This window comes from Arcticibacterium sp. SM2516, from assembly GCF_057914865.1.
Genome location: NZ_CP195290.1, coordinates 159,828 through 186,171 on the forward strand (window position 1 = coordinate 159,828; position 26,344 = coordinate 186,171).

The 26,344-nt window shown below is 37.4% G+C and carries 18 protein-coding genes; 12 read left to right on the forward strand and 6 right to left on the reverse strand.

Features of this window, described 5'->3' with window-relative positions; genetic code table 11:
* Positions 1 to 31: 31 nt before the first annotated feature.
* A complete protein-coding gene (locus ACSBFT_RS00720) occupies positions 32 to 1,033 on the reverse strand; it encodes a WD40/YVTN/BNR-like repeat-containing protein (RefSeq protein WP_489602882.1) in 1,002 nt (333 codons plus the stop codon).
* 123 nt (positions 1,034 to 1,156) lie between these two features.
* Here ACSBFT_RS00720 and ACSBFT_RS00725 point away from each other — a divergent pair, with 123 nt between their 5' ends.
* Both ACSBFT_RS00725 and aroC read left to right on the forward strand, forming a co-directional pair.
* A complete protein-coding gene (locus ACSBFT_RS00725; protein WP_489602884.1) occupies positions 1,157 to 2,530 on the forward strand; it encodes a hypothetical protein in 1,374 nt (457 codons plus the stop codon).
* Between the two features lie 13 nt (positions 2,531 to 2,543).
* Positions 2,544 to 3,620, forward strand: a complete 1,077-nt coding sequence (gene aroC / locus ACSBFT_RS00730; RefSeq protein ID WP_489602885.1) for a chorismate synthase — start codon at positions 2,544 to 2,546, stop codon at positions 3,618 to 3,620.
* Positions 3,621 to 3,938: 318 nt separating this feature from the next.
* Here the strand turns inward: aroC and ACSBFT_RS00735 are convergent, their stop codons facing one another.
* Positions 3,939 to 4,454, reverse strand: a complete 516-nt coding sequence (locus ACSBFT_RS00735; RefSeq protein WP_489602887.1) for a phosphoribosyltransferase family protein — start codon at positions 4,452 to 4,454, stop codon at positions 3,939 to 3,941.
* 90 nt (positions 4,455 to 4,544) lie between these two features.
* On the opposite strand from ACSBFT_RS00735, the gene ACSBFT_RS00740 reads away from it, so the two are divergent.
* A complete protein-coding gene (locus ACSBFT_RS00740) occupies positions 4,545 to 4,973 on the forward strand; it encodes a DUF4783 domain-containing protein (protein WP_463047009.1) in 429 nt (142 codons plus the stop codon).
* On the opposite strand, the gene ACSBFT_RS00745 is transcribed toward ACSBFT_RS00740, so the two are convergent.
* Positions 4,970 to 5,533 carry a hypothetical protein gene (locus tag ACSBFT_RS00745; RefSeq protein ID WP_489602889.1) on the reverse strand — a complete coding sequence of 188 codons (564 nt, stop codon included), beginning with the start codon at positions 5,531 to 5,533 and terminating at the stop codon, positions 4,970 to 4,972. The genes ACSBFT_RS00740 and ACSBFT_RS00745 overlap by 4 nt on opposite strands.
* A gap of 2 nt (positions 5,534 to 5,535) precedes the next feature.
* A complete protein-coding gene (locus tag ACSBFT_RS00750) occupies positions 5,536 to 7,941 on the reverse strand; it encodes an endonuclease MutS2 (protein ID WP_489602890.1) in 2,406 nt (801 codons plus the stop codon).
* Between the two features lie 279 nt (positions 7,942 to 8,220).
* On the opposite strand from ACSBFT_RS00750, the gene ACSBFT_RS00755 reads away from it, so the two are divergent.
* The 3 genes from ACSBFT_RS00755 (at position 8,221) to ACSBFT_RS00765 (ending at position 13,504) form a co-directional block, all read left to right on the forward strand.
* Complete coding sequence (locus ACSBFT_RS00755) at positions 8,221 to 11,637, forward strand: M36 family metallopeptidase (protein ID WP_489602892.1); 3,417 nt, start codon at positions 8,221 to 8,223, stop codon at positions 11,635 to 11,637.
* Positions 11,638 to 11,763: 126 nt separating this feature from the next.
* Entirely contained in the window at positions 11,764 to 12,732 is a 969-nt protein-coding gene (locus tag ACSBFT_RS00760) for an NAD(P)-dependent alcohol dehydrogenase (RefSeq protein WP_489602894.1), read from the forward strand.
* A 115-nt stretch (positions 12,733 to 12,847) separates the two neighbouring features.
* Positions 12,848 to 13,504 (forward strand): response regulator, encoded by a 657-nt coding sequence (locus ACSBFT_RS00765; RefSeq protein WP_489602895.1) that lies wholly within the window; start codon positions 12,848 to 12,850, stop codon positions 13,502 to 13,504.
* Here the strand turns inward: ACSBFT_RS00765 and ACSBFT_RS00770 are convergent, their stop codons facing one another.
* The gene (locus ACSBFT_RS00770) at positions 13,505 to 15,277 is read right to left on the reverse strand and encodes a tetratricopeptide repeat-containing sensor histidine kinase (RefSeq protein ID WP_489602897.1); all 1,773 of its coding nucleotides are present in this window, start codon (positions 15,275 to 15,277) and stop codon (positions 13,505 to 13,507) included.
* Positions 15,278 to 15,289: 12 nt separating this feature from the next.
* Entirely contained in the window at positions 15,290 to 17,017 is a 1,728-nt protein-coding gene (locus ACSBFT_RS00775; protein ID WP_489602898.1) for a sensor histidine kinase, read from the reverse strand.
* A gap of 190 nt (positions 17,018 to 17,207) precedes the next feature.
* On the opposite strand from ACSBFT_RS00775, the gene ACSBFT_RS00780 reads away from it, so the two are divergent.
* Genes ACSBFT_RS00780 through ACSBFT_RS00805 form a run of 6 tightly spaced genes read left to right on the forward strand, consistent with a single transcriptional unit; the run spans position 17,208 to position 26,338 of the window.
* Complete coding sequence (locus ACSBFT_RS00780; protein ID WP_463046677.1) at positions 17,208 to 17,408, forward strand: LuxR C-terminal-related transcriptional regulator; 201 nt, start codon at positions 17,208 to 17,210, stop codon at positions 17,406 to 17,408.
* Positions 17,405 to 19,573: a hypothetical protein gene (locus ACSBFT_RS00785; protein WP_489602899.1), complete on the forward strand. Its 2,169-nt coding sequence runs from the start codon at positions 17,405 to 17,407 to the stop codon at positions 19,571 to 19,573. The genes ACSBFT_RS00780 and ACSBFT_RS00785 overlap by 4 nt, the downstream gene beginning before the upstream one ends.
* 11 nt (positions 19,574 to 19,584) lie before the next feature.
* Complete coding sequence (locus tag ACSBFT_RS00790) at positions 19,585 to 19,947, forward strand: LytR/AlgR family response regulator transcription factor (RefSeq protein WP_489602901.1); 363 nt, start codon at positions 19,585 to 19,587, stop codon at positions 19,945 to 19,947.
* Between the two features lie 6 nt (positions 19,948 to 19,953).
* Positions 19,954 to 20,976, forward strand: a complete 1,023-nt coding sequence (locus ACSBFT_RS00795) for a hypothetical protein (RefSeq protein ID WP_489602903.1) — start codon at positions 19,954 to 19,956, stop codon at positions 20,974 to 20,976.
* A 4-nt stretch (positions 20,977 to 20,980) separates the two neighbouring features.
* Positions 20,981 to 24,778 (forward strand): autotransporter outer membrane beta-barrel domain-containing protein, encoded by a 3,798-nt coding sequence (locus tag ACSBFT_RS00800; RefSeq protein ID WP_489602904.1) that lies wholly within the window; start codon positions 20,981 to 20,983, stop codon positions 24,776 to 24,778.
* A 39-nt stretch (positions 24,779 to 24,817) separates the two neighbouring features.
* Positions 24,818 to 26,338, forward strand: coding sequence for a tail fiber domain-containing protein (locus ACSBFT_RS00805; RefSeq protein ID WP_489602905.1), 1,521 nt, complete (start codon positions 24,818 to 24,820; stop codon positions 26,336 to 26,338).
* Positions 26,339 to 26,344 lie beyond the last annotated feature (6 nt).

Sequence of the window (26,344 nt, forward strand, 5' to 3'; positions counted from 1 at the left end):
GCAGGTTCTTGTCTTTGCGGCTCTCCCAGCTTTAAGGCATTTTCATTTTGCCAAAGTGCCCTTTAGCACCAATGGCATAGCATTTTTTACCTGCACATTGAGTCACATGGAAAGAGGCTTTATCTAAGGCCTGCCAAGATGATTTTCCAGCATCCGCAGATGAACTACTGCCGGAGGTTCCTACAACCAAAATTTTACTTTTGAAATAGGCAGCAGATTCCTTTAGACCTGGTGGTTCAATTTGTGAACTTTTCCAAGTCTTTCCGCCATCGGTAGTTCTGCTAAAGTTCACTTGCTCCGATTTATCATTTTTATAATCGCCACCCAAAATTATTCCATCCTTTTCAGACCAAAAGTTTAAACCGAAAATACCGCTTGTGGGTCCACTTGGGAATTTAGAATCTAGAATTTCCCAAGAGTTTCCTGCATCTGGGGAATGTAATATTCTACTTTGTAATGCGTACCAGGCATGGGAACCAAATGTCACTAAGCAGCTATTGCTGGCTGCGAAAGAAGCTTCACCATCCTGAAATTTAGGAACTCGAGATGGAGGTATTCGCTGCCATGTATTTCCAGCATCTTTAGTTTCTAGTATGTAAGCCTCATTATTTATAGGGTCGCCTATAACCAAGCCGTGTGATTTATCGAAGAAAGCGATGCCGTCTAAAAAGACGCCTTTTTTGTTGGTTTCAAAAACCAACTGCCAGCTTTTTCCGCCATCCGATGTTTTAAAGATTTTGGCTTGTCCCTCTTCCGCTAAGCCGGCACTTACAATTAGGGCTGTTTGCTTGTCAAAGGCTTTAATACCTCTAAAGTCTAATGCTGTTTCTGGGTGGACCTTGATGCTTTGCCAAGTTTTACCACTGTTCAAGCTTTTTAGCACGGTGTTTTGAGAACCTCCCGCCCAAATGACTCTTTTATTGACGACATCCATTGACCTGAAAGAGGCTTGTGTTTCTGTTTCTAGTATTTGCCATTGACCGAAGGTTATAAAAGGTAATACTACCCAAAAAAAGCTGAGTATTTGTTTCATGGCAAAACCAGGTTATAGTTATAAGAGATTAAAAACTTTGGTAATAAAACGATAAAGAAAAGAGGCTGCAAGAATAATCTATTTAAAGCAATGGATTTTTGATGCTTTCACTAATTTTGCCATATGCGATTTCTGCCTCTGTGCTTACTCCTATTATGCTCTATATCTGGTTTCTCTCAAAAAGGACAGGAGATAGATATAGTGACGTCTACCAAGGTTATGAAATTAGGAGATGTCTTTAATATAAAAGTTTACATAAGGGGTAATCCAAACTCTAACGTAAAGGAATTTCCAAAAATAGAAGGCTTTCAAAAGGAGGGGCGGTCGGTTTCTCACGCCAATGTCAAGATTGGCAATAAAACTGTTCTTCAGCACATTGTTACCCAAAATTATAAAGCCATAAACTGGGGCTCTTTTGATTTGCCTGAGTTTGAGTTTGTGATTAATGGAGAAGAAAGGGTAATGCAGGCAGGTGAACTGACGGTAAGCAATTCTGAAAACCCTGAAGAAAGAGAATTTACAGATACACTTAGTAATGAAGATGCACTACTTTTTTTGTTTGTTGACAAAAAAGATATTGTGGTGGGCGAAAGCATAAGAATGAATTTGGCATTTTATGTATCTGAGGATAACACGGCATCATGGGAGTTTCCTAAGAACCTCGCATATCAGATAGAACAGATATCTAACAGTTTAAAACCTGAAAACTGCCTAGAAAGTAAAAGAGAGATAAGCAATATAGAGCCTGAAAAATCTGTAATTAATGGCAAAAACTATATTAAGTATAAGTTTTTTGAAAGTATTTATTATCCCCTAAGCCAGAAAAATATCAATCTACCTTCTGTAAGGCTAGACATGGATAAGTTAAATATGGGTAAAGATAGCACTAGGTCTGTGGAAGTGAGGGCCTTTTATTCTCGTCCTTATAGTATAGACGTGAGTGCATTACCGGAGCATCAAATGAAGAATAGGGCTGCTGTAGGAAACTTTAAACTGACGGAAGTAACAAAGTTAGGATCTGCCAGAACGGGCAAGGTCATTAACTATTCTATAGATATTAGCGGTAGAGGGAATTTTAAGACGATGGTTTTTGATAAACCTGATAACGATCCTTCTTTCGACTTTTACCCACCACAGTCCACCTTAAATCAAAAGGAAGGATATGAAACAGGTAGTAAGACTTTTACGTTTAAGGTTTTTCCAAAGGATTCTGGTGTTTACGACTTTGGAAATTATTTTAAATGGATATTTTATAATACCGCCACAGAAAGTTATGATACTTTAAGAGCGGAGCAGAAACTATCTGTAAGCGGTCCTAGAATAGAAACTTATTCGGGAAACTCTAAGGAGGTTTATGACGACATAGAGAATTTGAGCATTTCTGAACCAGAAGTGAATTATAGAAAAATCATAAAAATAGTAGTGAATTTGCTGCTTTTTTTGATGTTGGTAGGAATGCTCTTTATTTTTGATTTTAGAAGAAAGCGAAGACAATAACAAACCATAAATAATGGGAAGCACGTACGGTAAAATTTTTAATATTTCTACGTTTGGTGAGTCACACGGAAAGGCCATAGGTGTGGTAATAGATGGATGCCCATCAGGAGTGAAGTTTGATGAGGAATATATACAATCTGAACTAGATAAGCGTAAGCCGGGTCAGTCTAGAATTACAACCCAAAGGAAGGAAGCAGATAGTGTGGAAGTGTTGTCAGGGGTTTTTGAAGGAAAAACCACAGGAACGCCGATAGCCTTGGTCATTCATAATGAAGACCAGCGAAGCAAAGATTACGGGCATATAGCAGACAAGTATAGGCCATCACATGCAGATTATACCTATTCTGCCAAATATGGCAACAGAGATTACAGAGGAGGAGGAAGAAGCTCTGCTAGAGAAACGGCAGCCAGAGTAGCGGCGGGAGCTATTGCTAAAACCATTTTGGCCAAAATGGGTGTGAAAATAGCCGCCTATGTCAATCAAGTGGGAGCTTTGAAGCTAGAAAAAAGCTATCAAGAGCTAGATTTGAATACAAGGTACGATAACGACGTGAGATGCCCAGATGCCGAGATGGCTCAGAAAATGTTTGATTATATAGACGATACCCGCAAGAAGGGAGACTCTATAGGTGGCATAATCACTTGTGTAGTCACTGGTGTGCCAGTAGGCTGGGGAGAACCTGTATTTGATAAACTACATGCTGAACTTGGGAAAGCCATGCTAAGCATCAATGCTGTAAAGGGTTTTGAGTATGGAAGTGGTTTTGAAGGTGTAAAACTATATGGTTCGCAACATAATGATGAATTCTATACAGACGACGATTTAAATGTAAGAACCAAAACTAACCACGCAGGTGGTATCTTAGGGGGAATCAGTAGTGGCGAAGATATTTATTTCAATGTGGCCTTTAAACCAACGGCAACTATCATGAAAGACCAAGAGAGTATCAATGAAACAGGCGATGACGTGATAGTGTCAGGTAAAGGACGCCACGACCCATGTGTTCTACCAAGAGCTGTACCTATCGTGGAAGCCATGGCAGCTTTAGTTTTAGTAGACTTTTATCTAAGAGCTAAAGCCGACAAATAAAAATTACAGATCTTCAAAAAATCGAGTAGGACTTGGAGCTTTGTTTCCACCAAGTTCCGTTCGTTTTTTTGCTTTAAAGCATTATCTTTTCGTAGAAGCTTGAAGGTTGGCTGATATCGAAATCGGTGAAGAAACTGATTTTCTGTTTTATAGCGATGTAATAGGGTAAGCTTATGCTTGCATTTTTGATGGTGGAATTATAATTAAAGGTAATTCTTAGATTTAAATACCTTGAAAATCGCCTCAATAAGGACAATATACCAGTGCCAAAAGTAGTGTGTGTATCTTTTGTTAAAGGGTGAATTTGTACTTCATCGTTTAATAAAGATAAACCCCATATTTTTTCTGGTCGTTAAGTATCACTTTAACGTGATCATTAAGTGTAGTGGCGAGGTTATAGCCCACGTAATCTGCCCTTATAGGAAACAGTAAATAGTCTCTATCTACCAATACTGCCACTTGTAAGCTTTTTAAAGGAATAGACATGAAAGGGCGAAAAGTGTAGGCTAAAGTTCTTCCAGTATTTAATACGTCGTCTACCAAAATCACACTTTTTTTCTTAAAAGTATCAATTTCGCATTCTATGGTAATGTCTGGCTGGCTCTCAGCCTCCTTGTTCAATATGATTTTTGCAAGAAATATTTCCTTGTCAGTTATGTTTTTTAACTCCTCAGATATCGCTTCTGCAAGGTGGTAACCTTGGCCATTAATACCCGCTATAACCAGTTTTTTTTCCTTAAAATTGCCTTCATAGATTTGAAAAGCCATTCTCTTGATTTTCTGTTTGGTCTGTTCAGGATTGAGCAGTAATTGTACTTCTTTTATATCCATCATATTCTTTGCGTATATCGGTGTTTCTGGCACAGTTTATGCAAATTTAATCAATATATAAATTGTCAGGAGAACAAACTTCACATAAAACTTATGAAATACATTTTCGGTATACTGCTTTGTCTAATGTTGACAAATTCAGTAGCATTAAAAGCAGATTATGATAAAGGTTCGGGTTCTCTAAAGGAAATAACGGACTTGATAGCGACTTCATTTAATCATGGAAATGCAGATTTACTTAGAACATTATTGGCCTCAGAGTTGGAATTAGTGATAGACTCAGAAAAAATAGAATACGCCAAGATAACGCAAGAGAGAGCAGGATATATTTTGTCTTCATTTTTTAAGACCAACCCACCAGTAGAGTTTGGGTATGTTTACCAAGGAAATACTTCCAAAACTTTAAAGTATTCGGTGGCAAGCTATAAAAGTAAAAACAAAGAGTTTTTCATTTATATGCTCATTAAAGAGAATCCTGACCACACTTTTGGAATAAAAACATTACAGATGAGAGAAAACTAAAGAGAGAAAAAAGTCTCGTCGGTTTTATCTACCTTTACCAAGGTCGTAATATTAAGTATTCTGTTTTCTTCTCCTAATATAGCCGTAGCCACTAAATCTAGGGCATGTTGTTCTGTTTCCGCATCTAGCTTTTCTAGGTTTGGAGCACACACATAGAAACTTTTTCCGTCTTGCTTAAAAGACCAGTCTTTGGGATCTATAATATAGACGTCCAAGTTTTGGTCATAGATTTTAAAAGGCTCCATATACCTTACTTTTTCTCTGGCATAAGCAAACTCCCAGAACTCCATTTGAGGAGCCTTAGAAATTATTTTTTTAGAAATTTGAAGTAATTCAAATACCCTGTTTGGTGAAATCACTAATTGGTACTTTTTGAAGTTTCCTTCGTTTATTTCCCAAGTGAAATGCCCAAACGAAAGTATTTTTTCGTCGAAGAAATTACTGAGTTCTTTCTGCTTTAAGTCGGAGCCATCTTCCAAAACCCTCATAAAAAGAGCATTGTTTTTCTCAAACCACAGCCAAAATTTCTTAATTTCCTTTAGGGAGTTATCTGTTTTCATATTTACGCTAAACTAACCAATGAAACCCCATGTCCACCTCTGTCGGCGTGTTCATCTTTAAAACCTTTCACTTGTTTGTATTCTTTTAGGTGGTTTCTCACTAGGTTTCGCAGTATACCGTCTCCTTTACCATGTACTATTCTAAGTTCATTATACCCCAGCATAATGGCGTCATCCATGAGGTTGTCTAGTTCCAGCATGGCTTCTTCCATCCTTTTACCTCTAATGTCTAAGTTAAAGCTGAAATTGGCCATTTTTTCAGACATATCCACGCCGTTTACTCTGGCTCTTGGCTTTTCTTTGGTGGCAGTTTTGAAAGCTTTCTTATTTACTTTCTCTAATCTATTGGCTTTTATGTTGGTCTTTAATTGGCCTATGGCCACTTCAAAATCTCTGCCTTTAATGGCTATTACTTCACCAATGGTTTCTTGCCCTTTAATTTTGACAAAAGACCCAATTACAATGGCTCCGTCCTCTTTTAGCCACTCGTCTTTTGGTGTAACAGTTGCTTCCTCTTCAAGCGTTTCTTCCTTCAGCGTTTCTAGCTTTTGGCGGATAATCTTGGTTTTCTCTTTATCAGCTTTATTTTCTTTTATATCACGAATGGCTGTTTCTATGGCTTTATTACTGTCTTTTAACAGTCTTTTGGCTTCAGCTTTAGCGTCATTTAAAATTCGTTTTTGCTCACCATCTAAGAAGTCCTTAAGTCCGTTGTATTGCTCTATTTTTTGTTTTAACAAAGCATTTTGTGAAAGGAACTCTTGATTCTTTTCGGCAAAAACTTTCTTTTCAATCTCCAGCTCTTTCAGCATCTTTTCAAAATCTACTTGCTGGGTGCCTAGTTTTTTCTTGGCATTTCTAGTGATGTAATCTGGCAATCCAATCTTACTGGCTACTTCTAAGGCAAATGAGCTACCTGGTTTACCCATTTCTAAGATATAAAGCGGCTCTAACTGCTCGCCATCAAATTTCATCGCTCCGTTTTGCAACCCGTCGTTTTTATCCGCGAAGATTTTTAAGTTGGTGTAGTGGGTATTGATAACCCCTAAAGCTCTAGATTTAACAAAGTTTTCAAGGAGCGATTCCGCAATGGCACCACCCAAATTGGGCTCCGTTCCAGTGCCAAACTCATCAATTAAGAAAAGCGTGCTTTTGTTGGCGTTAGAAAGGAAGAAATTCATATTGGTCAAATGAGAGCTGTAAGTACTCAAGTCGTTTTCTATACTTTGCTCATCGCCAATGTCAATAAATAGATTTCTGAAAATACCAAGTTTAGAATCAGGGGAAACGGGCACTAGAAAGCCACATTGAGCCATGTATTGAATTAAACCAATGGTTTTAAGCATCACAGATTTCCCCCCTGCATTTGGCCCTGAGACAATCAAAATTCTGTTTAATGGGTTGAGTTCTACGTTTAAAGGAATAGTTGGCTTGCCCAGTTTTTGGTGAGCTAAATATAAAATAGGATGCTTCGCAAAATTCCATTCTAGTATTCTTTCATTGACTAGAAGTGGTGCTGTGGCATCTAAATCCACTGCTAATTTGGCTTTAGCTCTTATAAAGTCCGTAATGCCTAGTAGGAAATAGGCTCTCTTTAGTTCTAAGATATGTGGTCTGATATGAGCCGTAAGGTCGCGAAGTATCTTTATAACTTCTCTTCTTTCCTTTATCTCTAAATCACGAATTTCGTTATTGGCTTCCAGCACCTCAGAAGGCTCTACAAAGGCCATCTTTCCAGTGGCGGATTCGTCATGAACAAAGCCTTTCATTTTACGCTTATGCTCTGCCAATAAAGGAATAACCAATCTGCCGTTTCTTACCGTCAGGGTCATATCTTCACCAATCCAGCCTGAGTTTTTAGCGGTCTTGTAAATACGTTCTAAAGTTCTTCTAACGGCACTTTGCTCTGCTAAAATCTTTTTACGAATTAAGAATAGCTCTTTAGAGGCATTGTCTCTTACAATGCCTCTTTCGTCTATAATACCGTCAATAGTTGAAATGATTTCTTCTAAGTCTAAATCTTCAGAAATGGACTGTTTCACCATTTCCACAAGAAGTGGAAATTGAATTTCTTTTTCGTCAAAAAACTGCTGAATCTGCAGTATAGTGGTTAAAGAGAGTTTTATGTCAAAGAAAAGTTCTTCTGAAAGATATGCCCCTACAGTTTGTGCACTGGTCAGAGCATCAGTTACATCTAAGAAGTTTTGCTCAGGAAATGCCGAATGAAGCTGCATGATGAGTTTAAATTCAGCAGTTTGTCCAATCAGCTTTTTAACCAAAGGATAATTATCCGAGAAACGAATTTTATCTACAAAGCTCCTTCCTAAATCACTCACACAGCGTTCTGCCACCAATTCTCTGATGGTGTTAAAACCTAATTTTATCTCAATGTTTCTCGGGTAGAGCATGTATACTAAAGTTCAATTGTAGTTCGACTGCAAAATTAGCCAAAAGCAATGGGAATGCTTGCTTCAGGTTTTTTAATAATCTTCCGTTATTGATGCTTTTTGACTTATCAAAGTAGCTTTATTTAACAAAGCGGGCTATAAATCTGTAAGATTTTGCTTGTTTGTTTTGCTGGAATAGTACTGACTGGATAAATGCTAGACAACTGCAAAGTTTGAATATGCCCTCAGAAAACGCTATATTAAGAAACGATACTTTTAATTATGAAACTATATAGAAGCATGAAAACGAGAAACTTAAGTACTTTCTATTTGACTGTCTGCTGTCTATTTATATACATTATTGGTAATGCACAAGATGAATTCTTGGTGGCAAAAAGCTACTTAAAGGACCATGCTAAGGAGCAGAAATTAAGTCTAGCAGAAATAGACAATTTAATGGTGTCGAGTGAATATTTCTCTTCATCGACAGGCCTGTATCATATTTATTTAAGCCAGATAGCACAAGGAATCGAAGTTTATAATGGAATGTTGAATTTGACATTAAAAGACAGAAAGGTTTTACATGTGGGAAATGGAGGTGTTAAGAATTTAAATTCTAGGTTACCTAAAATAGATTTTAAGTCTATCATAACAGCCAAAAGTGCCTTACAAAAGGCCGCACTAAGTGTGAGCTTAGATGCAGGTGAGCAATTGAACGAAGTATCTTCTGTTTTTCTTAATAATGAAATCTTTAAGGAAGTTGTTTTCTTTGATAATGAACTAAGTGATGAAAACGTATTTGTGAAGTTGTATTGGTACGAATCCGACATCAAAGGAAGCACAGCTTTACATTTAGTATGGGATACTGATATTTATGAAAAAGGATACAAACATAAATGGTCTATTAAAATTGATGCTATAAATGGGGAAGTGTTGGATATTAAAGACAATGTCATTCAATCGTCATTTGGAGAGCCATCGAATTATGTAAAACCGATTATCGAAAAGTCGTCTAGAAAAGGTGTTCAGGGAGCAGAAGGTGCTTTGACTACTAATACTTATCGTGTTTTTGATTACCCTTTAGAAAGCCCAAATCATGGTTTAAATACTTTAGTAAGCTCTCCCTATGCCAGATTTGCACCTTTAGGCACTGGAATAGGAAGTACAAACGGCTGGCACAATGATGGTGACGACGAAAGTTTGAATTCTACGATAACAAAAGGGAATAATGTTATTGCCTATGAAGATTCAGATCATGATAATGTAGCTAACGAGCCTGCTGATTTTACACCATCGTCTACCGATTTAAATTTTAATTTTTCATATACCCATGGTTTAAATACTGCTACAGCGAACCAAAATGCCGCCATAACCAATTGTTTTTACTGGTGTAATTTGACACACGACATCTTATGGCAATATGGTTTTGATGAACCAGCAGGGAATTTTCAAAATTATAACCTTGAAAGAGGGGGGCAAGGTGGTGACGCCATATTGGCAGAAGTACAAGATGGGTTCACAACAAACGATGCTAATATTACCACCACGGCTGATGGTGGAATAGTGCGTATGACCATTGGTGTTTTTGATAATGGAGATACCTACCAACCCGAGGCTGCCTTTGATAATGGGGTGGTGGTACATACTTACGGGCATGCTTGGTCAAGGAGGTTAACTGGTGGGCCTAATACAGTTTCTTGCCTTTCAAATACCGAGAGTGCCTCCTTCGGCTGGAGTGACTATTTAGCATTAATGCTAACAACAGATTGGTCTTTACTTTCTCCTAGTGTAGCAAATGCTAATTTGTCAAGAGGAATTGGGACGTATATTTTAGGTGAATCTATAAACGGTGATGGCGTCAGACCCTATCCCTATTCATATGACATGGCAAATGTCAATCCCTTAGTTACATACGGACAGGTTGCTAATCCTAGCTTCACACAACCGCACGGGATTGGTTCCATTTGGGCTACCATTTTGTGGGATATGACTTGGGAAATAATTCTTGAAGACAATCAAATTATTGATAATATATATGACGTACCAATCAACTTAGCTGATATGCGAGGAAATGTGGCGGCCTTAAAGCTTGTAAGTACTGGTTTGTCCATTCAGCCTTGTTCTCCAAGTTTTATTGATGCCAGAGATGCCATATTGCAAGCTGACCTTAACTTATTTGGCGGTAGATATCAATGTGCTTTAGCAAGAGCATTTTCTCGACGTGGTCTAGGTCAAAATGCTTCAACAGGGCTTTCAAGTCATGACAGAATAGTTACAGAAGATTTTACGCTTCTATCGAGATTTTTAACATCTAGTCTAACACCACCTGCGATTTGTTCAAATTTGTCTTTTGTGTACGAGGCACTTGCTGATAATGCTCCGCCGAGTGCCACTTTGTCATGGACGAGGCCAATCGTTGTAGGAATAAGTAATAGTGTAGGAGCAGGATCTGGACCTTTCATCAATGAAGTTTTAATTAACAGTACAGAAAAACCAATATCTGTCGATTATATTTTTACAATTTCCGAAGATCCTTGTAATCCCACAGCAAGTCAAAAAGTGAGTGTAGTTGTGAATCCTGGCCCGATGCCTTTAATCGGAGTATATAATGTCTGCCAAAACGGAACAGTTCCCATTGGAGAAGGTCTTCTAGCTTCAGAAAGTCTGGATACAGTTTATAATGGTACTATTGTTTCAGACAGCACTTATAATAGGTCTAGTTCTAATAATAATTCTAATACTTATATTGCCTCTGGTAAGCTATGTTATTTTAGGGTAATTCCTTTTATTAGCCCATCAACTGGTTCATTCTCTTTTGAAACTACAGACGGTTCAATAAACGACACTTATTTAAGCTTATATCAAAATGCATTTGACCCTAGTAATCCGGCAACAAATTTTTTAAGAGGGGATGATGATTCAGGGGTTGGTTCGAAATCGAAAGTCACAGAATCACTAGTTGAGGGCAATATGTATTTTCTTGTAGCTTCAACTTTCGCAGTCGGAATTGTCGGAAGTTTTACAACAAAAAGTTCGGCAGCCGTTGAATTTATCCGTCCATGGACATGGGGATCGTTTCCAATTGGCGGAGACTTTTTGAGCACGGAAAATGTATTCAATCCAATTGGAGTTTCGGGCTCTGGTATTGCTGATACCGGAACACCTATTTCTAAAAACTATTATTTAGGCGATACTACTTATTCGTCTTGCCGAACACGGGTAACTTTCGCTGTAAATGAACCAACTTCGAGTTCGGGAACCGTAATTGATACGTTTGTCTGTAGTCGTAATAATAAAGGAATGTTATTTTTAGTTGGAAATATTGGCCCAATAAAACGTTGGGAGTCTTCTATAGACGATTTTGTTAATATAGAAATCATTTCAAATACTGCCGATTCATTGGAATTTAAAAAGGTGAAGCAAGATACAAAATTCAGAGCCGTTATTCAGAATGGTGCTTGCCCCGAAAAAAACGCCTCTAGTGGTTTAGTGTCTTTTATTCTACCTCAACTTTTACTCAGTAGTCCAGATCACGACGTAGGAGATATAGTTAAAATGTTTGCCGCCAAAGAAGATTTAACAGCCACAAACAAATTAAATTCGGGTGCCAAAATTCGAATGAAAGCAGGCCAGTCAATTCTAATGGATGAAGGTTTTCAGGTAGAACAAAACGCTACATTTGTCGCAGAAATAGAAGATATCTGTGCCAATGACTAACGTTTTAAAGTTTATTGAATTTTGGGTTTAATAGCTGAACTTATTAAAGTTAAACCATTCAAAAGTGTTTTAAACCATTGATAATTTAGCCCATCATGATTTTCGTTAGAAAATGTATTTTTAATTATGAAAGCTATCAAATGGTTAAAATATGGTGTTCCAGAGCACCTCAAATTAGAAGATTTTCCGAAGCCTATACCAAAGCAAAACGAGGTTTTAATTAAAGTGAAAGCAGCTTCTGTTAATAGAACAGACTGTGCCATTTTCTATGGAAAACCCTTTTTTATGCGTTTAATGACGGGTGTTTTTAAACCCAAAGTTATTATTCTCGGCACGGAGTTTTCTGGAATTATAGAAGAGGTAGGTAAAGAAGTGAGCGGTTTTAAGAAAGGTGATGAAGTTTTCGGCTTAAATACAAATGGACTAAGAGCTCATGCCGAATACCTAGTGCTTTCTGATAAAGAAGCTTTTGCCATAAAACCCAATCAGCTCACTTTTGAAGAAGCGGCAGCCTGTACAGAAGGAGCTCATTATGGGCTTAATTTTCTAAACAAGGTGGATTTGAAAGCGGGCGATAAAGTTTTAGTCAACGGAGCTACTGGAGGCATAGGTTCGGCTACATTACAACTTGCCAAGTATTATGGTGCGGAGGTAACGGCCGTAGCCAATACCAAAAACTTAGATTTAATGAGAACGCTTGGGGCTGATAGGGTGATTAATTATGAAACGGAAGATTTCACCCGATTAGATACACCGTTTGATTTCATTTTTGATGCCGTAGGCAAAAGCACATTTTTTAAATGTAAACCAATTCTAAAATCAAAGGGAGTCTACATCTCTTCTGAATTGGGTCCATGGTCGCAAAATCTCTTTTTAACGATAGTAGGGAAGTTTTCAAAAGGAAAGAAGGTGAAGTTTCCTATACCATTGAATACTATGAAAAGTGTTTTGCTGATAAAAAAACTGATAGAATCTGGGCAAATGAAACCCCTAATTGATAGAACGTATAGGCTCAATGAAATAGGAGCGGCTTTTGCTTATGTTTATTCTGGGCAAAAGACGGGAAACGTAGCGGTTTTGATTTCGCAGGATTAGAAGCTGCTAAAAATGAGTATATTATGCCCTATCTGTAACCGAGAAGTAGATTTCAAGGCTGCTTTTATTTATTCTTCCAATACTTCCGTTATTTTCGTTTGTCCAAACTTAAGTAATGACTCAGAAACCCATAAGTCTTGTTTTAATTGACGACCATCAAGTGGTGTTGGATGCTCTGCGTCTATTGTTTGAATCCATAGAAGACTTTCAAGTTTTGAAATGTTTTAATAATACCAAAGACGCCATTACATTTTTGATTTCTAACGAAGTAGATGTCCTTATTTCGGATTTTAATATGCCAGGAAGTTCTGGTGTAGACTTGGCTTTAATTTTAAGAGAGAAGGCACCTTTATTAAAAATTCTGATGCTGACTATGGTGGAAGACGCCACACAAATTAGGGACGCTATTCGAGCAGGAGTGAAGGGTTACGTTTTGAAGAAATCTGGGAAAGATGAGCTAGAAAGAGCTGTAAGAGTCATTGTCTCGGGAAAGAAATATTTTAGTGAGGACGTGGTAAATGAATTAGCCATGAATTTTGGTGAAGATTTAAATCAAGCTACACCTACTACCATAGAGCTACTCACTCCAAGAGAATTAGAAATTCTTAAACTTGTGGCAGAAGAATTTAACACCAAAGAGATTGCTGAAAAACTTTTCGTAAGTGTTGCCACCGTAGAGACACACAGGGGTAATTTGATGCGTAAATTAAACGTTAAAAGTGCCATTGGTATGACCAAATTTGCGTTGAAACATGGTTTGGTGGAAGGCTAATTAAGCTAGTTTGAAATTTATAGTGGTTGTTTTTACACCAGCTTCATTTACTTCTTTTAATTTTCCATTTAAAATTTCCACTCGAAGAGCTACGTTTCTTTGACTTGTGTCATCATTGGTATTAGAGAGATTTCCATCGGTTGTATGTTTTAGCTTTATCTGATTTCCAACTTGTGCTAAAGAAAATTCTCCCCAAAGTTTGTTTTTATTCTGATTCATAAGTTCTAAACAGATATAGTAAACCTGAAATTCTACTTTGGCATGCAGTGGTTTGAAATGGTCATCGATTTTTAAAGTATGCTTTGCTCTTAGAGATTCATTGTTTTTTCTGACAAGGTTTTTTAACGACAAAACCAACCCTCTTTTTTCAAGCTCTTCAGGCACTAGGTTTTGCGTTAGGAGTTTTACTTGTTCATAGGTTTGGACGAGCTGATTTCTTAATTTTTGGAAAACATCTTTCTCTTTGGATGGTAGATTCTCTGTGTTGATTACATCAAGTGTCCAATTTATGGATGCAAGATTAGCTCCTATGGTGTCATGCAAATCCGTGGCTACACGCTTTCTCTCGATGGCTTGTCCCAATAATAAAGCCTCAGATATTTGAGTATTTTTTTCCTTCAGTTTTTTGTTTAATGCTCTAAAGTAAAAGATGAAAAGTGCTGTAATTAATAAGAGTACAAGAAGGCCATAGAGCCATAGCTGCTGTGTTTGTAATTGATTCTTTTGTTGCTTTAGTACTAGTTCTTTAATTCTAGATTCCTGTTTTTGAAGCTGAACATCCATTTCCACTTGTTTAAAGCGATTATGAATATTGGCCATATGCATAGTATCCCTTAAGAGGGTATAACGCTCAAAATGTTGCAGTGCCAAATTTGGCTTATTGGTGGCTTTATAAACTTCATATAAGGTTCGGTTTGCTTCACTTTCGCCATAAATGGTTTTCATTTTTTTGCTATAAACCAGACCCTCGTTGGCATATGCTATGGCACTGGGGTAGTTCTTTTCTTTCAGATATAGATTGGCGGTATGAAAGAGTAACTCTGGAATGAGGTAGAGGTCTTGGTTTTTTTCATATAGAGCCCTAGACTTCTTAAAAGCTTCTTCTGCCTGTTTAAATAGTCTCAAGTCTGTGAGGGCTTCGCCGAGATAATCGTAAGCGTAACCTAAAGCAGAAGAGTCTAGTTTTTCGTAAATGGCAATCCCGTGTTCTATGAGTTCTCTAGCTTTTTCTGGGTTTTTGAAATGAATTCTGTAAGCATCGCCTAATTCCACATAGCAGTGCCCTCTTATTTTTTCAGCCTTTGGTAAGTTTCTAGAAGATTCCAGGCATTTTTGATAGTAAGGAATGGCGACCGCATAATTGTCTAACATGTCATGATTATTTGCCAGTGATCTGTAAAAGGATACTTCGTTTAGCTTGTCATCCTGTTCCCTTGCTAAGTTTAAACCCTTCAATCCTGTTGAAATAGCCTCGTAATGCTGGTTTGATACATTTTGAATAGAGGCTTTGGTTAAATACACTTTAAGTAAGCTGGGTTTCCATTTCATTTTGTTGGCTATTTCTTCAGCCTCATTACTCGTTTTTAAAGCTTTTTGAAGTGCATTTTTATGGAGATAATTATTGGCTTTTTCTATTAAAGCTATAACTGCTGTGGTATCACTAATACTCTTTTTTTGGCCGCAGGCCAAGGAATGTAAACCCAGAATTAAAACCCAAGGTAAAATAATCTTGATAGGATGTAGGCTTAAAATTTTGATTACTGATGAGTCCATAACAGTTTAACTTTAATGATGAACCTCAATAAGATTGAAAACACCATTTTCATCCGCTCGTTTTATCTGCCAAGTGCCACCAATAGAAGATACTCTTTCTTTAATGTTTTTAAGTCCCATTCCATCGTTAGAAGAGGGTTCATAACCTTTCCCATTATCAGATATGGAGAGGGTAGTTTTACCAGAAGTTTGTGAGAGCTCTACATGAGCTTCAGTGGCGTCGGCATGGTGAATAATGTTGCTAAACAATTCTAAAGAGATACAATACAGTTCAAACTCCTTGGTTTTATCAAGTCTCTTAAAGTCATCGTCGACCGAAAGTATAAACTTCGTTTTGCCATTCTTATTCATTTTATGAACCAGTTCTTTTAAAGAATCTGCCAGTCCTTGTTCTTCTAAAGAAAGGGGTAAAAGGTTATGAGCCAGTAGTCGTATATCGCCATAGGCTTTTTGAAGAAGATTTTGAAGGCTTTTAAAGACTTCCAGTTGGCTCGCTTTTAACTCTCGCTGGTCTATACTATCCATAGCCCATTGTATTGAAGATATGGTGGAACCAAGGTTGTCGTGTAAATCTGCCGCTACCCTTTTCCGCTCAATGGTTTGACCACTAAGAGCGGCTCTTTTTATTTCTTTGTTTTTTTGTCTTAGTCTATAATTAGAATAAAGAGCTAAACCCACAAGTCCTAAAAGTCCCCACAGAGCGGTATAGTACATCTTTATCCGATTTCTTTCTTTGCTGAGTTCATGCTCCAATTGGTTTCTATACTCCAATTCCTTAATTCTATCCACAACCATTTTATGGCGTTTATGCTGCGTATCTCGTTGCAGTCTCTCATTAGCCTCAATGGTAAGCGATTTATGATAAATGGCTTTTTCTTTATTACCAAGAGCCATATAGGCATTATAAAGCTGGTCTCTAAAAATGGTTTCCCGAAAACCCAGATTGTTTGTTTGGGAATGTTTCAGTCCTTCCAATGAATATTGCAGTCCTTTTTGATAATCTTTAGAGATGTTGGAATAAACAGCAAGTTGGCTGAGGCAAACGCTTTCAAAAAAAGGATTGTTAAACCTCTGAGCCATTTCTTTTGCAGCTAAAAGAGAGGGCTCGGCCCTGTCTAAGTTACCGTCTAGTTGCCAGTAGAGATAGCCTAGTTTTTCTGTTCGGTACATAAAAGTAAGACTGTCTTGCTGCTCTAAAGCATACGCTAAATTATCTTGAATTACTTTAATCGTTCTTTTTATGCTTTCTGGGTTCGTTTTTTCGTCTTTTTGATTGGCCACAAATGGCAATGGAATCCGGTAGTTTTTATCATGCTGAATCCGGAGGGCCATTCTTATACATTCCAATTCTCGCTCAGAAGTTATTTTATTGTCGGGATTATAGATGGTGATGTAACTTATGGAAAGAGCATTTAGAGCTTCTTGGATGTGCTTTCTGTCGTTAACAGCGGCAAAGTAATTAATCGCATTTTCTAGATACGGAACGCCATATTCGCCAAGGTAATATCCCCAACCATTTTTAACAATAACCAGCCCTTTTGCAAAATTGGCCAACCCTTTTTCATTATCTGTATTGGCATTTTGCAGCATTACATCACTTAAATAGTAAGCCGTGTCAAACTTTTCAATGTTATAGGTCATGTTCTCAATTGCCTTGAAATATTTTTCAAAGTCAATTTCTTGAGCTCGGATAGATTGAAAACTTAAACAGCATAAAAGCAGAATTCCAATTTGCCTCATCTATTATACTTTAGATGAAGCAATTTCTTGTATAAAGCCATAGTAAACAATAGTTAAACTAAAAATCATGGTTTACGACCAGAAGCGAATTCATGGTATACCATGAGTCGAAATCCACGTAATCCATGAAGTACTAAGCCGTGGTTCTTTCCAAACTTTGTGAAACGAAAATCTAAAAATGTAGCAATGCATGAGGTTAGATAAAGAGGAACAGCAGCTGCTAAGACTGATTTCAAATGAAAAGGAACATCATGAAATAGCCGAAGAAATGAAATTGAGCATGCAAGAAATCAATGAAATGATTGAAAGCATCATGCTAAAGTTTGAAGCTAAGACGGTGGTGGGATTAGTGAAAAAAGCAATAAGAAACGGATTAATAACTAACGAATGAAACCTTTCAAAGTTCTAAAAAAAATTTGTCTAGGTGCTTTATTTCTAATGAGCACTTATGCCGAAGCTCAAATAAGCATCATTCAGGCAGACTCCATGGCTGTGGAGATACTTCCTAACGGTATCAGGGGCGGCCTTCCCGCAAGAGCGATTGATACTACAAATATTGCTATAGGAAAAAACGCCTTATTAAGTAATCAAAGTTCGCGAAGACATATCGCGATAGGAACCAATGCACTAAAATCATATAATCTTCCACAGCATGAATTCTTTGACCCTGATGCATCAAGCCAAATAGCCATTGGTTATGGGGCATTGGCTAAACTTAATCCGTCTAGCGAAAAGCCAAACATTGCCATAGGTGCGAAGGCGATGGGAAATGTGAATTATTTTGACGCTGGTAATAATATTGCGTTAGGCCAAATGAATATGCAAAACGGTATTCATAACGGCGTTATTTCTATCGGAAATTATGCTTTAATGGGATATACTGGAAGCTTCTGGAGTAGTTCAGAAAGTATTTTCATTGGAAATCGGATAGGTATAATAAGAGCCGAAGGTTCCCAAAATACAATTGTAGGTCACCATGCATTCAGAAATAGTTCGGGTGATTATAATACTATTTTGGGTTTTGAGGCAGGCATGAATTTAGGGGAGTTAACGAGAAGTAATGGAAACATATTCCTCGGCTATCAAGCAGGCAAAAACGAATTGGGAAGTAATAAACTCTATATTGAAAACAGCGATAGCTTGAATACTTTGATTGGAGGAGACTTTGCAACAAATAGAGTGGGAATTAACCGTACAACAGCTCAGGTATCAGCAACAAATAGAACATTTCAAGTAGAGGGAAGTACATTAATCACTGATACGCTTCAGTTAACCAAAGGGGCATCAATAGGCAAAGTGTTGACCTCAGACGCTTTGGGTAATGCAACGTGGCAAAATATCCCATCCAATATTGGAAACTGGCAAGTAGTAGGTACCAACTCCGCAAGAGGTGGGTTTAATAATAACATTGCGGATGGTAACAGTAATACCATTTTAATAGGGGAAACCAATAACTCAAGTGCCGGACAATACATGTACGGAATGGGATGGGGATTAGAACTGCAGGGTTTTGGCACCTCAGCAGTTGGAATGTTTAATACTATACCTACCAGCATACCAAATGCTTTTACTTTAGCTGATCCGATTTTTATAGTTGGCAATGGGAAGTCTAAAGAAGAACGCTCTAATGCTATGACCATACTTAAAAATGGAAATGTGGGAATAGGCATTATAAACCCTTCTAAAATGTGGCAAGTCAGAAAAGGCTCCTCAGGCGTAACGCCCAATGGAAACAGTCAGGCTTTTTTAGAGAGCAACACGAATATGTATCTCGGCTTTGGGGTTCCAAATAACAACGAGTCTGGCATACTTTTCGGGAGGCCGGATAAAGGTTCGGCTAGTGGTGGTATTATCTATACTTCTTCAAAGTCACTTGTTTTCAGAACATTTGCCAATACGAACCGAATGATTGTTGACTCTCTAGGAAATGTAGGGATTGGTACTACAACAACTTTGACAAAAAAATTGGAAGTTAATGGAGCCGCGTCGATTACAAGTGGTCTTCAATTGACAAATTTAAGTGGCTCTGGCATTCGTCCTCTGAATGTTGATGCAGACGGAAATGTGTTAGTTGGAAGTCACCCGTCTGCAACTACTACCTACTCTAAAAATTACAATATCTCTGCTGCTGCTGCACGTAAAATAGGAACGACACCAGATGCTAATTTTATCTATATGGCTACCGCTTGTTTGGCTTATTTTAGTGTAGGCACTAAAAACACATCGGGACAAATGATACTTCCTGTAGAGTTTCCCGATGATGCGGTGCTACAAACCATGACTTTATCAGCTATTGATAACGCCACAGACAATGGCTTAGAGGCAGTTTTATTTAGAGTTCCTCAATCAGGTTCTCCGCTCTCTCAAGCTGTGGTGGATGGAGTCCAAAGCACCGGAAATAACACGGCTGTCAAAGAATACTCAAAGGCCATATCGCACACGGTGAACAACAAGACCAATTACTATTATATCCTGGTTCAAATAACCGCGGGTGAGTGGCAAGATTCTAATCTTGCCTTGAGGGGAATAAACTTTCAATACTCCATTAGCTATTAAAATTTTCAACCATGAATACATTGAGAAAAACTAATCAAGAAATAGCAGATAAAAATCTCTGTAATGGAATCCCAACCATCCACGTCGGATCCAGAACTCATCTTAATCCCTCTGAAATAGTGATGATTGTTGCCGACATTAGTTACTCGTATATACACATGAGTGATGGAAAGAGAATAATAGTCAGTACCAATATCCAGAAACTACAAGAACGCTTTTTAGGCATAAAAGAAATGGTTAGAGTACATCGCTCTCACATTATAAACTTGAAATACATCAAAACTTTTGACGAGAAGAATATAGCACTCAGGAATAACCTGAGCTGCCCAATATCCAGAAGGAAGAAAATAAATCTTGAAAACGCATTAAACTAAAACATTATGAAACATTTATTAACAATCATTTTAGTATTTCCAATCATTATGGCTAATGCCACTGTTCGTAGGGTTAATAATAATTCTGGGGTGATACCCGTGGCTGGCTTAGTTTATATAACCTTTGCTTCAGCACAAACAGATGCCTCACCTGGAGATACCATATACATTGAACCATCAGCATCCAATTATCAGTTTTTGGATGGAATTTCAAAACGCCTCACTATTATCGGAAATGGGTATTCTGTTGGTTCAAATGCCGGATTGATTTCTCCTTTACCGCAAAATTCCTTTGAGTCAAAAGTGGCTGGATCGGAAACAAATGTTGGAGCTATATTAAAAATAAAATCAGGAGCAGAAAATTCTGTATTGATAGGACTTTCATTTCAAACCTTAATAATTGTTGAATGCGGAAATGTGTTATTTGAACGATGTACAATGATTATAGGAGCAAGTGTAAATTTAAATTCATCCAACAATATCTTCAAAAATTGTTTTACTAAAGATTTTGGAAATGCTTTTGGTGCTATTCAAGGATCTGGACAAAACAACCTTATCGAAAACTGTATTTTGGGAGATGGTATATCCAACCTGACAGGATTAGTTGTGAATCACTGTTTTATCGATGAAATAAATAATATTACCAATGGAACATTTACCAATTGTATAATTAATGGTACAGTCAATGGGAGCAACAATACATTTGCCAATTGTATAAAAATAGGCAATTCGTTTCCAACGCCGGGTATTAACAATAACATTGAAAATGTAAATATGTCTGATATTTTCGTGGTTGCCAATCCATTAACTGGAAATGGACAATTGGATAAAGATTATAGATTAAAAGCAGGTTCGCCGGCGATTGGTTCTGGGATTAATGGTACCGATATGGGACCATTTGGAGGTTCTTCGCCTTATCGTCTTTCAGGTCAACCACCTATACCAATAATTACTAATTTCTTTTTAAGTACAACGGGTTCCACATCATCTGGACTAACTGGAAGTATCACGATTCAATCTAACAACTAAAGCCATGAAAAAGATATTGATAACGGTTCTGTTTTCAGGATGGTTAGGCAGCGTCATGGGTCAATCTATTCAGCGAGTAGAGTATTTCTTTGATACAGATCCAGGTTTTGGAAGTGGAATCACTGTTCCCATTACCACAGGAAGTTCAGTGACAGCCAACTTAGATATTCCTTTGGATAACAGTTTAGTAAATGGATTTCATAAGTTTAATATTCGTGCTAAAAATGCAAATGGGGTATGGAGCATGGTTCAAAGTCAAGATTTCTTTAAATCAAACCAACCAACAACTGTACAAAATATAGTAAAACTAGAGTATTTTATAGATTCCGACCCCGGCTTTGGACTGGCTAATTCCATTGGCATTAGCTCAGGTCAGAATATCACTAAAGGCCTATTAATTCCTTTACCTCAAAATATCCCACTAGGTTTCCATAAATTTCATGTCAGAGCTAAAGATGCTATTGGTCGCTGGAGTGTGGTTTATTCTCAAAGTTTTTACAAAACAGATGAACTTCCAACGGTTCAAAACATAGTAAAATTGGAGTATTTTGTAGATACCGATCCTGGGTTTGGATTGGCTAATTCCATTGGTATTAGCTCAGGTCAGAATATCACTAAAGGCCTATTAATTCCTTTACCCCAAAATCTTCCTCTAGGTTTCCATAAATTTTATGTCAGAGCTAAAGATGCTATTGATCGCTGGAGTGTGGTCTATACTCAAAGCTTTTACAAAACAGATGAATTACCAACGCTACAAAACATAGTAAAACTCGAGTATTTTGTAGATACTGATCCTGGGTTTGGCTTGGCGACTAATGTTCCTGTTTCGGTTGCCACAACCGTTAATCTTTCAAATTTGGTTTATAATATTAACAATGTTTCACTGGGCGACCACCAGCTGATTGTGAGGGCACAAGATGTTAATGGTAAATGGAGCATTGTAGGGATCAAAGGATTCAAAAACTGCCCTGGAGTCAGTATATCCGCTCCAAATGGTCTTATCTCTTGTTCCGATTCAATTCAGCTGATTGCTCAGATTCCCAATCCAGAATTGGGTGGTTCTCTTAAGTGGTTTTTAAACAATACTCCTTTACAAACAACCAACTCATCCATTTTTGCGGTTTCTTCTGGCAAATACAGGGTAGAAAGAAGTACTACTGGATGTTTAAATATTCCATCTCCAACTGTACAAGCAAATATTTTAGAAGGTACTTTTATTAGACTGAAAGCAAATAAACCAGAAATGCTATGCAATGAGTCTTTGGTTATTTCAATTGATTCGGCAAACTCAAACTTGCCTATTGGTATACCTGCATTGCTTTCGTGGTTTAGAGATGAGACTACTTTAGTGGCTAATTCTGGACAATTAATTCAAAACACCAATCTACCAGGGTTTTTTAAACTAAGAATGAATTTCTCTATTTTTTCCAATAGTTGCCAGTCTTTCGATTCAGATCCACTTAACATAACTAATAGAAACCTAGAGCTTAATATTGGCCCGCAAACAGCCCCAAACACTTTAATCCTTTGTAATGGAAGTTTAGCCACTTTAAATTCAACTAAAAACTTCCCAGAAGCCATTACTTACAAATGGGTGAAAAACAACACTTTGATTCCTGATGAGTCATTGTCGACTTTAAATTTGGCAAATGCACCAGGCAATTATATAGCCAAAGGAACCTTTGGTGCCTGTGTAGATATTCCTTCTAATACACTGGCTGTATCGTACGCTGGAGCGTCAAATGAGGTGCCCATAATAAATGCAATTGAAAACCTATCCATTACTTATTGTGGTGGAGATACACTTAACTTGTTAGCAAGTGGTTGCTCGGGTCCTACACTTTGGTCATTTAATCAAACTGGTGCATCTGTAAAATACGTTACAGAGTTAAATACAGCCATTTTTGCTACATGTCAAGGAAGCTGTCTCGGTAGCAAAAGCAACGTACTAAATGTACTGGGTTCAGGATATGACGGCAACGCATCCAAAGTAGACTATGCTTTGCTTCCTTTTCAAAATGAGTATCACAGTTTGCAAAAAAACGATTTCATAAATACCTATAATGGAGCTCAAGTTGTTGGCTATAAACCCCTTTTTGGAGGTGGAAGTTTGACTTTCGGAACCAAAACGGGGGTAATCTTTGAAGCCAATAATTCATCTAATGGTGAAAATGATTTTTTTATTAGACTACATACGGCTGTTAGTGGTTCAGGTTCTTATACATTTTTAGGAGGTTCTGGGAATGAGCAGTTGGGTGGTTATTTAGAGACTTCGCCCCATACTTATCTACTTTATGGAAGTAGTAATTCTCCTATTTCTGGAAATGTAAGTCAAGCAGGATTTGGCCAAAATGACTTCTGGATTGTTAAATATAATTACCACAGCAGTACTCAAATATTTGACAAAAAATATGGAGGAACGGCTTCAGAAAACATTGCTGATGCCGCTCTTTTAAACAATGGACAAATACTCTTAGCAGGAACCTCAAGTTCGGGTAATAATGGAAACAAAAGCACCGCAAGTTTTGGAGCAGATGACTATTGGGTGGTAAAAATTGACGCCAATGGAAACAAACTTGCTGACTATTCATTTGGTGGAACGGGAGGAGATAGACTGGCGTCCATTACCAAAATAAATGAAAACCTTTTTCTGCTTTTTGGAACTTCGAATTCAGGCATTAGTGGGAATAAGAGTATTGCCAACATTAATTCGAGTAATGACTATTGGGCGGTATGGATTGATGCAAGTGGCGTGATACAAAATCAAAAAGTTTTTGGTGGGAATGATAATGAAGAAGCCGTCAAAGCAATACTGTTGAGTTCTGGTGAATTGGTGTTTTCAGGAAATTCAAACTCAAGTATTAGCTCAAATAAAAGTCAAACAAACAGAGGAGAAAATGATTTTTGGATAATAAAAACTGATGCCAACGGTATAAAGATTTGGGACAAAACACTTGGTGGAAATAAAAACGAAAGCCTAGTAGCGGTAAACACAACTATAGAAAACAATCTGGTGTTTTTTGGAAATACGAAGACAATAACGCCAAGTTTTGAAAGGCAAAAGCCTGGGTTTACACATACGGCGGCATCAGAACAGTTTCATCAAGATACATGGTTAATAGAGCTTCGTCAAGATGGAAGTATTGTTACAGACTTTATAATGGGAAGCTGTGGAGAAGATGAAGCCTTTCCCGTACTTGAAACCGAAGAAGGAGACATATTGACAATTTCTAATGTTACAAGAAGCTCAAATTGTACAATAAACTATACAGACATCAGTGGCCTAGATCAAAAATACCCCGTTGTTTTAAGATTAATTAAGGCTAAATATAGAGCTGAAACTACCCCATTTTGTAAAAATTCTACGCTGTTTATTAGGGCCAAATCGCCTCTTGTAAATAATTATATTATATCTTCTACCAATCAACGTAACTCCTATGCAACTGATTTTTTATGGACGAATGGTCAGACAAAAAGATATTTCAAAACGACCCTTTTAGATGGACTTGATACTCGTTTTAAATATAAGTTATTGGGCGAAGACTGTTTCTCAAGAATCTCAGAGGTGCAATTTAAACGTTTTGCAGATACTTTAACGCTTTCGGGAGTTGAAGGAAGTGTGTTGAATAATTTACCAACAAAACAATTTGCTTATAAATTATTGGAAAGCAAAAGATCAGTAATTAGTCCTGCAAGCTATACCTCAGAAGGAGGAATAGAACTTAATCCTGGTTTTAAAATAATGGCCACTAGTCAGAATATTTTTGAAGCCAAAATAGAAGGTTGTGAGAATCAATACTAAATAGCTTTTAGAAAAAACTTATAAACTAATTCAAACCACATGAAACAGCATCTATTAATCCTTTTCTTATTGGTCTTTTCATTGAAAAATACAGCACAAAGCATCTTACTAGAGCCAGCAGGAGATGGTAAAGGAATTTATGCAAACAGAGGATCATTTTATAATTTCAACATCCCCACTGCTTTGACTTTACCTGACTCTGGTCAAGGAACTAGATTTATGTGGATTCCTGATAGAAGTGCACTTAGAGTGGGGTCAGTAAGCAGTACTGAGTGGAATAATGCCAACATTAGTCCCTATAGTTTTGCTATCGGATTAGACCTAAAGGTTACTGGATTGGCTGCTGGAGCCATAGGATTTCAAAATCTTGCTACTGGAAATCAGAGCTTTTCTGGCGGATTTAATAATAATGCATCCGGAAATCAGTCTTTGGCTTTTGGTTTAAGTAACGCGGTATCGGGAAACGTTTCATACGCCATAGGAAATAGTAATGTGATCAATAATACAGGAACCAACTCCATAGCAATAGGTCAAAGTAACAATGTTCAATCGACAAATAATTATCTAATAGGCAAATCAAACCAAGGGAAAAGTGACTTGGAGTTTGCTTTTGGGTTTAATAATACTGTGAGTGCCTCTCGTTCTTTTTCTTTTGGAAATGATAACGAAAATTCAGGAGTGGATTCTTACAATTTTGGTTTAGCCAACAATTCAAAATTTGAAAGGTCAATGTCCATTGGTTTCAATAATGCTTCCGAAGGATTTCAAGCCATAGGTATTGGTGTGGGAAACTCCCCAAAAGGGGAGAACTCTATAGCCCTTGGGGCAGGCAATAGAACTTCCAATGATAAATCAATTGCAATAGGGAGTTTTAATAGTACTAACGGCAAGTTTTCGGTCAGTTCTGGTTTTGGCTTAGTAAACAATAGTTACGGTAGCATGGTGGTGGGGCTTTATAACGATTCTCTAGTTTTAAATAATAGTGGGAAACCGGTGCAATCAAACTCTTATTCCTCAAACGACCCCATTTTTGTGATAGGAAATGGAGTAGATGATTTGAACAGATCCAATGCACTCGTGGTCTATAAAAACAGCAATGTGGGAATTAATACCTCACAGCCTACACAAAAACTCGACGTTAACGGCTCTGCCAGATTTAGGTCTGTAGTGGCAGATAATAATAATAACGTTTTTGTGACGATAGAGAATGATGGCACAATTAAAAGAACAACCGTTAACCTTTCCGATATTAGTTTAAAACAAAACATTAAACCACTGGAAAATTCACTACAAAAGGTTCTAGCCTTAAGCGGTAAAATGTATAATTTCAAAGAAAATCCAGATCAACCAAGGATAGGCTTTATTGCACAGGAGGTAGAAGAGATCGTGCCAGAAGTGGTTTTTGAGAATGATGAAGGATTAAAAGGGGTACGATATCAAGAAATAGTAGCTCTACTAACGGAAGCATTAAAAGAGCAACAAGGGCAGATAGCATCTTTAAAAGAACAACTCAGTAATTTTCAGTCTACATCCAACACAGCCAAAAACACACAGAAATAATCAAGC